At 67.1% G+C, this 11,933-nt stretch carries 12 protein-coding genes; 9 read left to right on the top strand and 3 right to left on the bottom strand.

What is annotated here, in order from left to right; all coding sequences use genetic code 11:
- Nucleotides 1-72 precede the first annotated feature (72 nt).
- Complete coding sequence (gene trxA, locus AC5P68_RS17170) at nucleotides 73-402, bottom strand: thioredoxin (RefSeq protein ID WP_005411275.1); 330 nt, start codon at nucleotides 400-402, stop codon at nucleotides 73-75.
- 511 nt (nucleotides 403-913) lie between these two features.
- Here trxA and rhlB point away from each other — a divergent pair.
- The 8 genes from rhlB to AC5P68_RS17130 all read left to right on the top strand — a co-directional run bounded on the left by rhlB (nucleotide 914) and on the right by AC5P68_RS17130 (nucleotide 8,055).
- Nucleotides 914-2,638, top strand: coding sequence for an ATP-dependent RNA helicase RhlB (rhlB, locus tag AC5P68_RS17165; protein WP_049403517.1), 1,725 nt, complete (start codon nucleotides 914-916; stop codon nucleotides 2,636-2,638).
- A 177-nt stretch (nucleotides 2,639-2,815) separates the two neighbouring features.
- Complete coding sequence (gene ftsE / locus AC5P68_RS17160; RefSeq protein WP_005411273.1) at nucleotides 2,816-3,502, top strand: cell division ATP-binding protein FtsE; 687 nt, start codon at nucleotides 2,816-2,818, stop codon at nucleotides 3,500-3,502.
- 3 nt (nucleotides 3,503-3,505) lie between these two features.
- Nucleotides 3,506-4,453, top strand: a complete 948-nt coding sequence (gene ftsX, locus AC5P68_RS17155) for a permease-like cell division protein FtsX (RefSeq protein ID WP_005414664.1) — start codon at nucleotides 3,506-3,508, stop codon at nucleotides 4,451-4,453.
- A 7-nt stretch (nucleotides 4,454-4,460) separates the two neighbouring features.
- Nucleotides 4,461-5,303, top strand: a complete 843-nt coding sequence (locus AC5P68_RS17150; protein ID WP_033834069.1) for a response regulator — start codon at nucleotides 4,461-4,463, stop codon at nucleotides 5,301-5,303.
- A gap of 9 nt (nucleotides 5,304-5,312) precedes the next feature.
- Entirely contained in the window at nucleotides 5,313-6,026 is a 714-nt protein-coding gene (gene ung, locus AC5P68_RS17145) for a uracil-DNA glycosylase (RefSeq protein ID WP_033834068.1), read from the top strand.
- 278 nt (nucleotides 6,027-6,304) lie between these two features.
- Entirely contained in the window at nucleotides 6,305-7,180 is an 876-nt protein-coding gene (gene rpoH, locus AC5P68_RS17140) for an RNA polymerase sigma factor RpoH (RefSeq protein ID WP_005411269.1), read from the top strand.
- 175 nt (nucleotides 7,181-7,355) lie between these two features.
- Entirely contained in the window at nucleotides 7,356-7,739 is a 384-nt protein-coding gene (locus tag AC5P68_RS17135; protein WP_049403536.1) for a type II toxin-antitoxin system RelE/ParE family toxin, read from the top strand.
- On the top strand, nucleotides 7,723-8,055 hold the full coding sequence (locus AC5P68_RS17130) for a helix-turn-helix domain-containing protein (RefSeq protein ID WP_005414661.1): 333 nt from the start codon (nucleotides 7,723-7,725) through the stop codon (nucleotides 8,053-8,055). The genes AC5P68_RS17135 and AC5P68_RS17130 overlap by 17 nt, the downstream gene beginning before the upstream one ends.
- Nucleotides 8,056-8,133: 78 nt before the next feature.
- Here AC5P68_RS17130 and purD read toward each other — a convergent pair whose 3' ends face one another.
- Nucleotides 8,134-9,417, bottom strand: coding sequence for a phosphoribosylamine--glycine ligase (gene purD, locus AC5P68_RS17125; RefSeq protein ID WP_033834067.1), 1,284 nt, complete (start codon nucleotides 9,415-9,417; stop codon nucleotides 8,134-8,136).
- A gap of 61 nt (nucleotides 9,418-9,478) precedes the next feature.
- On the bottom strand, nucleotides 9,479-11,062 hold the full coding sequence (purH, locus tag AC5P68_RS17120) for a bifunctional phosphoribosylaminoimidazolecarboxamide formyltransferase/IMP cyclohydrolase (protein WP_288418975.1): 1,584 nt from the start codon (nucleotides 11,060-11,062) through the stop codon (nucleotides 9,479-9,481).
- A gap of 223 nt (nucleotides 11,063-11,285) precedes the next feature.
- On the opposite strand from purH, the gene AC5P68_RS17115 reads away from it, so the two are divergent.
- Nucleotides 11,286-11,903, top strand: a complete 618-nt coding sequence (locus tag AC5P68_RS17115) for a CDP-alcohol phosphatidyltransferase family protein (RefSeq protein ID WP_288418977.1) — start codon at nucleotides 11,286-11,288, stop codon at nucleotides 11,901-11,903.
- Nucleotides 11,904-11,933 lie beyond the last annotated feature (30 nt).

Below are 11,933 nucleotides of genomic sequence, written 5' to 3'. Positions count from 1 at the left end.
GGAACAGCATTCATCATGGACGCAGGGCGTCCGCCGGCAGCCGCGGGTGGCGGCTGCCGGAAAACAGCAGGATCAGGCCAGGGCCTTGTCCAGCAGGCCGGCCAGCTGGGCCTTGCCCACCGCACCGATCTGCTCGCCGACCTTCTCGCCGTCCTTGAACACGACCAGGTACGGGATCGAACGCACGTGGTACTTGGCGGCCAGCGCACGATTGTGGTCGACGTTGACCTTGGCGATCTTGGCGCGGCCCTGGTAGGCATCGGCCAGTTCGTCCAGCGCCGGGGCGATCATCTTGCACGGGCCACACCATTCGGCCCAGAAATCGACCAGCACCGGTTCCTTGGAATTCAGCACTGCGCTATCAAAGTCGGCGTCGCCGACATGTACAACCTTGTCGCTCATCTTGGTTTCTCGTCTTGGATTGCACCCGGCCATGCCGGAGGTGGGTGAACTGGGCCATGCCCGGTGGCGCGACCCTCGTCGTTGCCTCGCGGCGCACTGCCGCGGTGCGTTCGGCGGGATGCCTGGACGCTCACGGCCGGCAGTGTACCCCTATCGCAGGGCGGGGACAGGCGCCGGCTGGAACCCAGCGTATCGTGATCGCTTCGAAGCCCGGTATGTGTCGGATTTCACTGTCTTCCCGAAGATGGGGATGGCAGCGGGCGACACCAGCGGGACCGGCGGGGTCGTTCAAGTCCCGTGTGGCTGGATGAAGGCGCGCCGTCTCTCCAGCTGGTGAGACAGGGCATTCCGGTTTGCCGGCCCGAGTGCGTTAAACTGGGCCATTGTGCGGCGCGCGGACCGGGTGGTCCCAGCCTGCCAACCCGCCGCAGGGGCCGCAGTTTGCGACGGTGCCCCTAGACGATGAAGTGCCAGCCGCCCCACGGGCCGGCGGCCATACCAAGACGGACTCATGAGCGACAAACCGCTGACCGATTTGACCTTTTCCTCCTTCGAGCTGCACCCGGCCCTGCAGGCCGGCCTTGAAGGAGCCGGATTCACCCGCTGCACCCCGATCCAGGCGCTGACCCTGCCGGTCGCGCTGCCCGGCGGTGATGTCGCCGGCCAGGCCCAGACCGGCACCGGCAAGACCCTGGCCTTCCTGGTCGCTGTCGTGAACCGCCTGCTGACGCGTCCGGCGCTGGCCGATCGCAAGCCGGAAGATCCGCGTGCGCTGATCCTCGCCCCGACCCGCGAGCTGGCCATCCAGATCCACAAGGATGCGGTGAAGTTCGGTTCCGACCTGGGCCTGCGCTTCGCCCTGGTCTACGGCGGCGTGGATTACGACAAGCAGCGCGAGCTGCTGCAGCAGGGCGTGGACGTGATCATCGCCACCCCGGGCCGCCTGATCGACTACGTCAAGCAGCACAAGGTGGTGTCGCTGCACGCCTGCGAGATCTGCGTGCTGGACGAAGCCGACCGTATGTTCGACCTGGGCTTCATCAAGGACATCCGCTTCCTGCTGCGCCGCATGCCGGAGCGCACCACCCGCCAGACCCTGCTGTTCAGTGCCACCCTCAGCCACCGCGTGCTGGAGCTGGCCTACGAGCACATGAACGAGCCGCAGAAGCTGGTGGTCGAAGCCGAGACCATCACCGCCGCGCGCGTGCGCCAGCGCATCTACTTCCCGGCCGACGACGAGAAGATCCCGCTGCTGCTGGGCCTGCTGTCGCGCAGCGAAGGCGCGCGCACCATGGTCTTCGTCAACACCAAGGTGTTCGTCGAGCGCGTGGCGCGTTCGCTGGAAAAGGCCGGCTACCGTGTCGGCGTGCTGTCCGGTGATGTGCCGCAGAAGAAGCGCGAGAGCCTGCTCAACCGCTTCCAGAAGGGCCAGCTGGAAATCCTGGTGGCCACCGACGTGGCTGCGCGCGGCCTGCACATCGACGGCATCAAGTACGTCTACAACTACGACCTGCCGTTCGACGCCGAAGACTACGTGCATCGCATCGGCCGCACCGCGCGCCTGGGTGAAGAGGGCGACGCCATCAGCTTCGCCTGCGAGCGCTACGCCATGGGCCTGCCGGACATCGAGGCCTATATCGAGCAGAAGATTCCGTCCGAGCCGGTCACCAAGGAACTGCTGACCCCGCTGCCGCGCCCCGAACGCCCGGCTCCGGCTGCAGGCGAGGAAGGCGAGGACAACGAAAGCGTCGGCCAGATCTTCCGCGAAGCACGCGAAGCCCGTGCCGCCGAGGAAGAGCGTCGGGGCGGTGGCCGCAGTGGCGGCCGTTCCGGTGGTGGTGGTGGCCGTGGTGGCCGTGACGGTGAGCGCAGCGGCGAACGCCGTTCGCGTGGCCCGCGCAAGCCACGCGCGGAAGGCGAGCAGGGCGCTGCCGCGCCGGCCGCCGGTGCCGAAGGCGCCGCTGCCCAGGCCCCGCGTCCGCCGCGCCCGCCGCGCGCCGAAGGCGCACCGGAAGGTGCTGCGGACGGCGAGCACAAGCCGCGCAAGCGCCGCCGCCGTCGCCACGGTCGTCCGGTCGAAGGTGCCGAGGGCGTGCAGAACGCCGCCGGCAATGGCGCCAGCCCGGTCACGCCGGTGCAGGTGGTGGCCAAGCCGGTGCGCACGGCTGCTGATACCGGCGATTCGTTCCTGACCCGCATCGGCCGCAAGATCCGCCGGATGCTGTCGGGCAGCTGATCGGCGCTGCCGATCAGCGGGTAGCACCCGACCGTTGGTCGGGTGGCTTCAAGGGCGTGCCGGCCAACGGTCGGCACCCACCCTGGCCGGCAGCTGTGTGGGTTGCCGGCCAGCGGCCGGCACTACCGATCGTGTGACCGTCTCCACGACGTCGCGCCGGTCCTGCATAATCGGGGCATGAGTGTCCTGCGCTTCGACAATGTCAGCAAACAGTACGCCGGTGGCCACGAGGCACTGACCGATGTCAGCTTCGAGGTCGCGCCGGGCGAGATGCTGTTCGTCACCGGCCATTCCGGTGCGGGCAAAAGCACCCTGCTCAAGTTGATCCACCTGGACGAGCGGCCCAGCCGTGGCGCGGTGGTGTTCGACGAGCGCAACCTGCTGAAGGTGCGTGGCGGCGATGTGCCCCGCCACCGTCGCGCGGTGGGTGCGGTCTACCAGGACCACCGCCTGCTGATGGACCGCTCGATCGCCGAGAACGTGGCGCTGCCGCTGATCCTGCGCGGCACCCGCCGTGGCGACATCAGCAAGCGCGTGCGCTCGGTGCTGGAACGGATGGGCCTGGGCCACCGCGAGAAGGCGCTGCCCTCGCAGCTGTCGGCCGGTGAGCAGCAGCGCGTCGGCATCGCCCGCGCCATCGTCGGTGAGCCCAAGCTGCTGGTGGCCGATGAACCGACCGGCAACCTCGACCCGACCCTGGCGGCGGAGATCATGGCTCTGTTCGCCGAGCTGCCCGCGCGCGGCACCAGCGTGCTGGTGGTCAGCCACGACCTGCCGCTGCTGCGCCGCATGCGCAAGCGCGTGCTGATCCTCGACCACGGCCGGCTGGTGGATGACATCTCGCCGCAGGATCTGGCGGAGTAACCCATGGCGAAGAACGAAAACAGCGAAGCCGCCGCCCCCTCGCGCGTGGGCGTCTGGTTCCAGCACCACGCGCACAGCGTGGTGTTCAGCCTCGGCCGTGCCTGCCGCAAACCGTGGGCGACCCTGCTGACGGTGATGGTCATGGCGCTGGCGCTGGCCCTGCCGCTGGGCCTGTCGATCGCGCTGGACAACCTCAAGCAGTTCGCCGGCAGCGTGCAGCAGTCGCGCGACATCAATGTGTTCCTGAAGGGCAACGTCGATGGCCCCGGCGCGCTGCGCCTGGCCGGCCAGCTGCGCGACCGCGACGACGTGGCCGAAGTGAACGTGCGCACGCCCGAGCAGGGCCTGCAGGAACTGCGCGACGCCGGCCTCGGCGAGGCGATCGACGCACTCAATGACAACCCGCTGCCCTCGCTGCTGGTGATCACCCCCGGCCAGGGCAAGGACGACGCGCGCCTGGCACGCGCGCTGGAGAGCCTGCCCGAGGCCGACCTGGTGCAGCACGATGCACTGTGGCGCCAGCGCCTGGATGCCTGGCTGGCGTTCGGCGCGCGGCTGGTGCAGGTGCTGTCGGTCCTGCTCGGCGTCGGTGCCGCGCTGGTGGTCGGCAACACCGTGCGCCTGGACATCCAGGCCCGCCGCGAAGAGATCGGCGTGCTGCAGCTGCTCGGCGCCAGTGATGGCTTCATCCGCCGCCCGTTCCTGTACCTGGGTGCGTGGTATGGCCTGGGCGCCGGCGCGGTTGCGCTGGCGCTGATCGGCGCCGCCGGTGCCGCGCTGCGCGTACCGCTGGCCGAACTCTCGCGCAGTTACGGCAGCCCGTTCGTGCTGCACGGCCTGGACCTGCTGCACGGGGGCCTGGTCCTGCTCGGCACGCTGCTGCTGGGCTGGCTGGGTGCGTGGCTGGTCACCGGCCACTTCCTGCGCCAGACCCGACCGACCGACACCTGAGACCGGCATGCAACCGCAAGCGCTGAAGCACCTTGAAGGGCCCGCGACGCGGGTGATGGTGGTCGATGGCTCGAAGCTGGTCCGCAAGCTGATCGCCGACGTCCTGCAGCGCGACCTGCCAGGCGTGGAGGTGATCGGCTGCGACAGCATCGAGGATGCGCAGCAGGCGCTGGCGCAGGGCCCGGTGGACCTGGTGACCACCTCGCTGACCCTGCGTGATGGCGACGGCCTGGCGCTGGCGCGGATGGTCCGCGAAGCGGCCGGCCAGGCCTACGTGCCGGTGATCGTGGTGTCCGGCGATGCCCAGCAGCATCTGGAGCAGCGTCGCTTCACCGAGTACGTCACCGACTATTTCGACAAGGCGCTGGGCCACGAGGCGCTGGCGACCTTCATCCGCGGCTATGTGCAGCCGCAGACCATTCCCGGCGCGACCATCCTCTACATCGAGGACAGCCGCGTGGTGGCCGAGGCCACCAAGCGCATGCTCGAGCGCCAGCAGTTGAACGTGCTGCACGTGGTCAGCGCCGAAGAGGCGTTCACCCTGCTCACCGCCGAGTCGCTGGGCCGCAGCCGCCATCGCATCGACCTGGTGCTGACCGACGTCACCCTGAAGGGGGAACTGAGCGGCCGCGACGTGGTGCAGCGCGTGCGCGTGGACTTCGGTTACGGCAAGCGCCGCATGCCGGTGCTGGTGATGACCGGCGACGGCAACCCGCACAACCAGACCGGGCTGCTGCAGTCCGGCGCCAACGACCTGGTACTCAAGCCGATCGAAGAACGGCTGCTGGTCACCAAGGTGCTGTTCCAGCTGCGCCTGGCCCGGTTGAACGATGGACCCCTGATTCGATGAAGTGGTGCAATGATTGATGAAGTAGCGGACACCCCGACGATCCAGCTGGAACCGAGCTGGAAGCAGCATGTCGGCGATTACCTCCTGCAGCCGCAGATGCGCGAGCTGTCCAGCTTCCTGCGCCAGCGCAAGGCCAGTGGCGCAGCGGTATTCCCGCCCGGCCCGCAGATCTTCGCCGCATTCGACGCCACGCCATTTGAGCAGGTGAAGGTGGTGATCCTCGGCCAGGACCCGTACCACGGCCGTGGCCAGGCGCATGGCCTGAGTTTCTCGGTGCCGCCGGGCGTGCCGGTGCCGCCGTCGCTGCTGAACATCTACAAGGAGATCGAAAGCGATCTCGGTATCCCGCGCCCGGAACACGGCTGCCTGATCCCGTGGGCGCAACGCGGCGTGCTGCTGCTCAATGCCGTGCTGACGGTGGAGGAGGGCAAGGCCGGCGCACACCAGGGCCGTGGCTGGGAAGGTTTCACCGATCACGTGGTGGACGTGCTCAACCGCGAACGCGAAGGCTTGGTGTTCATGCTCTGGGGTGCCTACGCGCAGCAGAAGGGCAAGGTCATTGATACCCGTCGCCATCGCGTTCTGAAGGCCCCGCATCCGTCGCCGCTGTCGGCCCATCGTGGCTTCCTCGGCTGCCGCCATTTCTCGATGGCCAACGAGTACCTGCAGCGTCGCGGCCAGGCCCCGATCGACTGGTCGCTGCCGCCGCGCTCGGTGCTCTGAGCGCCGGCTGGCGGCCGGGCCTGAACGCCGGACAACGTTCCCTGGCCTGAATGGGCCTCCAGAACGGCCCGTTCAGCTCCGCTTGACCGGAATCGGCCGGCTTCCGGCAGGTAATTGCTTGAATTCCAAGGGATTGTGAATCCCGAAAAGCGCGCTCGCCACTGTCATCAAATCGCGCTACGGTAGGGCTCTGTTTGGGACCAGTGTTGCATCAATAGGATGCTGGAACTTTTTCCTCCTTTAGCAGTCCAAATCCCGGACTGCTAAGATGGGTGCCTATGAGCCAGAACACCTCTACTGCCCTTGTGGCAAACAATCTCCCGATTCCCAGTGCGCTCGGTTCGCTGGACGCCTACATCGGTGCCGTGCACCAGATCCCGGTGCTGTCGGTCGATGACGAACAGGACCTGGCCCGTCGCTTCCGCGACGGCAACGATCTGGACGCCGCCCGCGAGCTGGTGCATTCGCACCTGCGCTTCGTGGTGCACGTGGCCCGCGGTTACAACGGCTACGGCCTTGCCCTGGGCGATCTGATCCAGGAAGGCAACATCGGCCTGATGAAGGCGGTCAAGCGTTTCGACCCGGACATGGGCGTGCGCCTGGTCTCCTTCGCCGTGCACTGGATCCGTGCAGAGATGCACGAGTTCATCCTGAAGAACTGGCGCATCGTCAAGGTCGCCACCACCAAGGCGCAGCGCAAGCTGTTCTTCAACCTGCGCAAGTCGAAGACGCGTCTGGGCTGGATGAACGCGGCGGAAGTGAGCGCGGTGGCCAAGGACCTGAACGTGTCCGAGCGCGAAGTCATGGAAATGGAGTCGCGCCTGTCCGGCCGCGATATCGGTTTCGACGCGCCGACCGACGAGGACAACGAACACGCACCGCCGTCGCCGGCTGCGTTCCTGGTTGCCGATGACGAAGACCCGTCGATGGCCTACGAGCGCGAGGACAGCGAAGACAACCAGATGCAGCTGCTGCGCGAAGGCCTGGCCGAACTGGATGCCCGCTCGCGCGACATCATCCGCCGTCGCTGGCTGGACGCCGACAGCAAGGTGACGCTGCAGGAGCTGGCCGACGAGTACGGCGTGTCGGCCGAGCGCATCCGCCAGGTTGAGGCGAACGCGCTGAAGAAGATGAAGGCGCTGTTCACCGCGTAAGCGGGAAGGCGTTGGAATGAAGAAAGGCCCGGCGGTGATGCCGGGCCTTTTTGTTTTTGGAGCGCATCCACGCATGGCGTGGATCAATCCTGACGCCAGGGCGGCAGCTGCGCCGACCGGAGCATGCGCTGGACGCTGATTTTCACGCCGTACCACTCGGTGGCACGGTATGATCATGTCACGTGTCTTCCGCACTCGAAGCTTCAACCGCAGTACACGACGTTCTTCACTGACCGATAGAGCCTTGTGCCGCGCGGTGGTGGAAATGCGTCAAGGACTGATTGATGCAGACATAGGGGGCGGCCTTCTCAAAAAGCGAGTTGCGCTGCCGGGCCACGGAAAGCGCGGTAGCGCCCGCGTTATTGTCGCAACCAAGGTGGGGCGCTACTGGTTCTTTCTCTTCTGCTACGAGAAGAGCGCGCGCGCGACCATCAATAGTGCGGAACGGGATGCCCTTCAGCTGTATGCGTCTGAGTTCTTGGGAATGAGCCCTGCACAGTTGGACAGGGCAGTTATCTGCGGAGAACTGCAGGAGATTTGCCATGACAAAGACGGTTGAACATAGACGTGCAAAGAGTGCGATCCTCGATGCGGTGCATGAAGGCGCGGCGGGCCTTTACGCCAGCGGCTTCATCGACAAGCGGCGCATGAGCATGTATGAGGCGCTTTGTCTGGAGCCTGTGCCCGAATACAGCAGCGCCCAGATCCGTGCACTTCGCACGTCGCTGGAACTTAGCCAGCCGGTGTTCGCAGGTGTGCTCAACACCAGCGTTTCGACGGTCCGTAGCTGGGAACAGGGCGAGAAGAAGCCGAGCGGGCCGTCGCTGAAGCTTTTGAACCTGATTGATCGGAAGGGTCTCGAAGCAGTCCTGTAAAGCAAAGGCCCGGCAATGCCGGGCCTTTGCTTTACCGTGGTATTCAATCCGCGCCATGCATGGAAGCGGGGGGGGGCCTCACCCCTCGCGTGCGATCGCGCGCCAGCCGATGTCGTTGCGGTGGAACTCGTTGGCCCAGGTCACCTTTGCCACGCCGGCATAGGCATTGGCCTGCGCGTCGCGCACGCTGTCGCCCAGTGCGGCCACGCACAGCACGCGACCGCCGGCACTGACCACGTGGCCCTGCGCATCCAATGCCGTACCGGCATGGAACACCTTGGCACTGGCCGGCACGTCGTCCAGGCCGGAAATCACGTCACCGGTGATCGGCGCTTCCGGGTACGGCCTGGCCGCCAGCACCACGCCCAGCGACGGGCGCGCATCCCACTGCGCTTCGACCTGGTCCAGGCGGCCATCGATGGCGGCTTCCACCAGCTCGACCAGGTCCGACTGCAGGCGCAGCATCACCGGCTGCGTTTCCGGGTCGCCAAAGCGCACGTTGAATTCGATCACCTTCGGCGCGCCGCTGGCGTCGATCATCAGGCCCGCGTAGAGGAAGCCGGTGAACGGGATGCCGTCGGCGATCATGCCCTGCACGGTGGGGTTCACCACCTCGCGCATCACCCGCGCATGCACCTCCGGCGTCACCACCGGGGCTGGCGAATAGGCGCCCATGCCGCCGGTGTTCGGGCCGGTATCGCCGTCGCCGACGCGCTTGTGGTCCTGCGAGGTGGCCATCGGCAGCGCATGCACGCCGTCCACCATCGAAATGAAGCTGGCTTCCTCGCCGTCGAGGAACTCCTCGATGACCACGCGCGCACCGGCATCGCCGAACGCGTTGCCCGAGAGCATGTCACGTACCGCGTCCTCGGCTTCGGCCAGGGTCATCGCCACGATCACGCCCTTGCCGGCGGCCAGGCCATCGGCCTTGACCACGATCGGCGCGCCTTTCTCGCGGATGTAGGCCAGGGCGGCGTCCACGTCGGTGTGCACGGCGTAGAACGCGGTGGGGATGTTGTGGCGGGCCAGGAAGTCCTTGGCGTAGGCCTTGCTGCCTTCCAGCTGCGCGGCGGCGGCGGTCGGCCCGAAGATGCGCAGGCCGGCGGCGCGGAAGCGGTCGACCACGCCAGCCACCAGCGGTACTTCAGGGCCGACCACGGTCAGTGCCACGCCTTCAGCCTGGGCCAGCGCCAGCAGACCGTCGATATCGGTGACTTTCACCGCCACGTTGCGGCACTTGTCTTCGCTGGCGGTGCCGGCGTTGCCGGGTGCCACGATCACTTCGGTGACACGGGAGGACTGGGCCAGCTTCCATGCCAGGGCGTGTTCGCGGCCGCCAGAGCCGATGACGAGGATCTTCATGGGACAGGGTTCTCGGGTACGGAAGAGAAAAGCCGGGCAGGGCCCGGCTTCGTGATGCGGATCAGTGGCGGAAGTGGCGCACGCCGGTGAACACCATCGCCAGGCCATGTTCGTCGGCGGCGGCGATCACTTCGGCATCGCGCATCGAACCGCCCGGCTGGATGACCGCCTTGATGCCGGCGGCAGCAGCGGCGTCGATGCCGTCGCGGAACGGGAAGAACGCATCGGAAGCCATCACCGAACCCTCGACCACCAGGTTCGCATCGGCGGCCTTGATGCCGGCGATGCGGGCCGAGTACACGCGGCTCATCTGGCCGGCGCCCACGCCAATCGTACGGTTGTCCTTGGCGTACACAATCGCGTTGGACTTCACGAACTTGGCCACCTTCCAGGCGAACAGCAGGTCGGTGAACTGCTTGTCGGTCGGCGCCAGCTTGCTGACCACCTTCAGCTCGTCGCGGGTCATGCCGCGGTTGTCCGAGGACTGCAGCAGCAGGCCCGAGCCGACGCGCTTGCTGTCGAAGTTGTTCAGGCCATCACCATGCGGGATGCGCAGCACGCGCACGTTGGCCTTCTTCTGCGCGTATTCCAGCGCGGCCGGCTCGTAGTCCGGGGCAATCAGCACTTCCACGAACTGGCGGTCCAGGATCACCTTGGCAGTGGCAGCGTCGAGCGGCTTGTTGAAGGCGATGATGCCGCCGAAGGCGCTGGTCGGGTCGGTGGCGTAGGCCAGCTCGTAGGCATCGCCGTTGCCGGCACCCACCGCCACGCCGCACGGATTGGCGTGCTTGACGATCACGCAGGCCGGTGCATCGAACTGGCGCACGCATTCCCACGCCGCGTCGGCATCGGCCAGGTTGTTGTAGCTCAGTTCCTTGCCCTGCAGCTGCTGGAACGTGGCCAGCGTGCCCGGCACCGGGTGCAGGTCGCGGTAGAAGGCGCCGCTCTGGTGCGGGTTCTCGCCGTAGCGCAGGTCCATCATCTTCACGAAGGTGGAGTTCATCTGTGCCGGGTACTCGGCACGCACCGGCACGGCGGCGTCGGTGGCGGTGACCGCCGACAGGTAGTTGCTGATCGCCGCGTCGTATTGGGCGACGCGGTTGAACGCGGCCACCGAGAACGCGAAGCGGGTGGCGGCCGTCAGCTGGCCGTTGTTGGCCGCCAGCGAGGCCAGCAGTTCGGCGTACTGCGACGGGTCGGTGGCCACTGCCACGCGGGCGAAGTTCTTGGCCGCCGAACGCAGCATGGCCGGGCCGCCGATGTCGATGTTCTCGACCGCGTCGGCCAGCGTGCAGTCGGCCTTGGCGGTGACCGATTCGAACGGGTACAGGTTCAGCACCAGCAGGTCGATGGCACCGATGCCGTGCTCAGCCATCACCGCATCATCCAGGCCCGAACGGCCCAGCAGGCCGCCGTGCACCATCGGGTGCAGGGTCTTGACCCGGCCGTCCATCATTTCGGGGAAGCCGGTGACGTCGGCCACGTCCTTCACGGCCAGGCCCGCATCGCGGATCGCCTTGGCGGTGCCGCCGGTGGACAGCAGCTCCACGCCGCGTGCCGCCAGCGCAGTGGCCAGCTCGACCAGACCGGTCTTGTCGGAAACGGAGAGGAGGGCCCGGCGGACGGGCAACAGATCAGCAGTCATGGGACAGAATCGGCAGCGGAGCGGGGCCGATATTGTAGGCGGTGGGGGCCGGTGGCGGGCGCTGGAAGGGGTAATTTGCCGTGGCGATCGACGCAAGGCCGGGTCGGGCACACCGATCCGGCCCGATCCGGGGGCTGGCCTGCGGACCAGAGCAGGGTTGCCGGAATCTGCCAACGATGGGGTAGGCTGTGCCCGCACTGCCAAGGATCAGCGGGTACGGATCATGTCGATCTATGCATTGAAGGGACGTTTCCAGGACCTGTTGCGTCCGGCCGTACGCGGCCTGTACCGCAGGGGGATCACCGCCAACACGGTGACCATGGCCGCTGCCGTGGTCTCGCTGCTGGTGGCTGCGGCCGTGTGGTGCTGCGCGCCGGCGCAGCCCCTGCTGTACCTGCTGCTGCCACTGTGGATGCTGCTGCGCATGGCGCTCAACGCCGTGGACGGCATGCTGGCCCGCGAGTTCGGCCAGCAGTCGCGGCTGGGCGCCTATCTGAACGAGCTGTGCGATGTGGTTGCCGATGCGGCGCTGTACCTGAGCCTGCTCAGCGTGCCGGGCGTGCGCCCGGAAGCGCTGTGGCTGCTGGCCTGGACCGCGGCCCTGAGCGAGTACGCCGGGGTGCTGGGGCTGATGGTCGGGGCCAGCCGCCGCTATGACGGCCCGATGGGCAAGAGCGACCGCGCGTTCGTGATCGGTGCGCTGGGCCTGCTGCTGGCGTTCGAGTGGGTTGGCGCGATGACGGTCACTGGCGTGGCCGCGGTCATGGCGGTGCTGTGCGTGCTGACGATGGTCAACCGCGTCCGTCGGGGACTGCGGGAAGCAGCGGTTTCGTCGAATTAATCAAGCAGATACAAGAAGACAATCAGGAGA

The sequence above is a fragment of the Stenotrophomonas sp. YJH_SMC_58 genome, from assembly GCF_059369635.1.
Note: the sequence above shows the minus strand (reverse complement) of the source record. Positions and strands in the feature narration are given on the sequence as shown.

Bases quoted from the DNA above. Each gene is read 5' to 3' on its own strand.
- purD (WP_033834067.1), bottom strand. From the start codon at position 9,417: ATGAAGATCCTCGTCATCGGCTCTGGCGGCCGCGAACACGCCCTGGCA.
- AC5P68_RS17130 (WP_005414661.1), top strand. From the start codon at position 7,723: ATGACAAAGACGGTTGAACATAGACGTGCAAAGAGTGCGATCCTCGAT.
- purH (WP_288418975.1), bottom strand. From the start codon at position 11,062: ATGACTGCTGATCTGTTGCCCGTCCGCCGGGCCCTCCTCTCCGTTTCC.
- ftsE (WP_005411273.1), top strand. From the start codon at position 2,816: ATGAGTGTCCTGCGCTTCGACAATGTCAGCAAACAGTACGCCGGTGGC.
- rhlB (WP_049403517.1), top strand. From the start codon at position 914: ATGAGCGACAAACCGCTGACCGATTTGACCTTTTCCTCCTTCGAGCTG.
- ftsX (WP_005414664.1), top strand. From the start codon at position 3,506: ATGGCGAAGAACGAAAACAGCGAAGCCGCCGCCCCCTCGCGCGTGGGC.
- AC5P68_RS17135 (WP_049403536.1), top strand. From the start codon at position 7,356: ATGTCACGTGTCTTCCGCACTCGAAGCTTCAACCGCAGTACACGACGT.
- ung (WP_033834068.1), top strand. From the start codon at position 5,313: ATGATTGATGAAGTAGCGGACACCCCGACGATCCAGCTGGAACCGAGC.
- AC5P68_RS17115 (WP_288418977.1), top strand. From the start codon at position 11,286: ATGTCGATCTATGCATTGAAGGGACGTTTCCAGGACCTGTTGCGTCCG.
- trxA (WP_005411275.1), bottom strand. From the start codon at position 402: ATGAGCGACAAGGTTGTACATGTCGGCGACGCCGACTTTGATAGCGCA.
- AC5P68_RS17150 (WP_033834069.1), top strand. From the start codon at position 4,461: ATGCAACCGCAAGCGCTGAAGCACCTTGAAGGGCCCGCGACGCGGGTG.
- rpoH (WP_005411269.1), top strand. From the start codon at position 6,305: ATGAGCCAGAACACCTCTACTGCCCTTGTGGCAAACAATCTCCCGATT.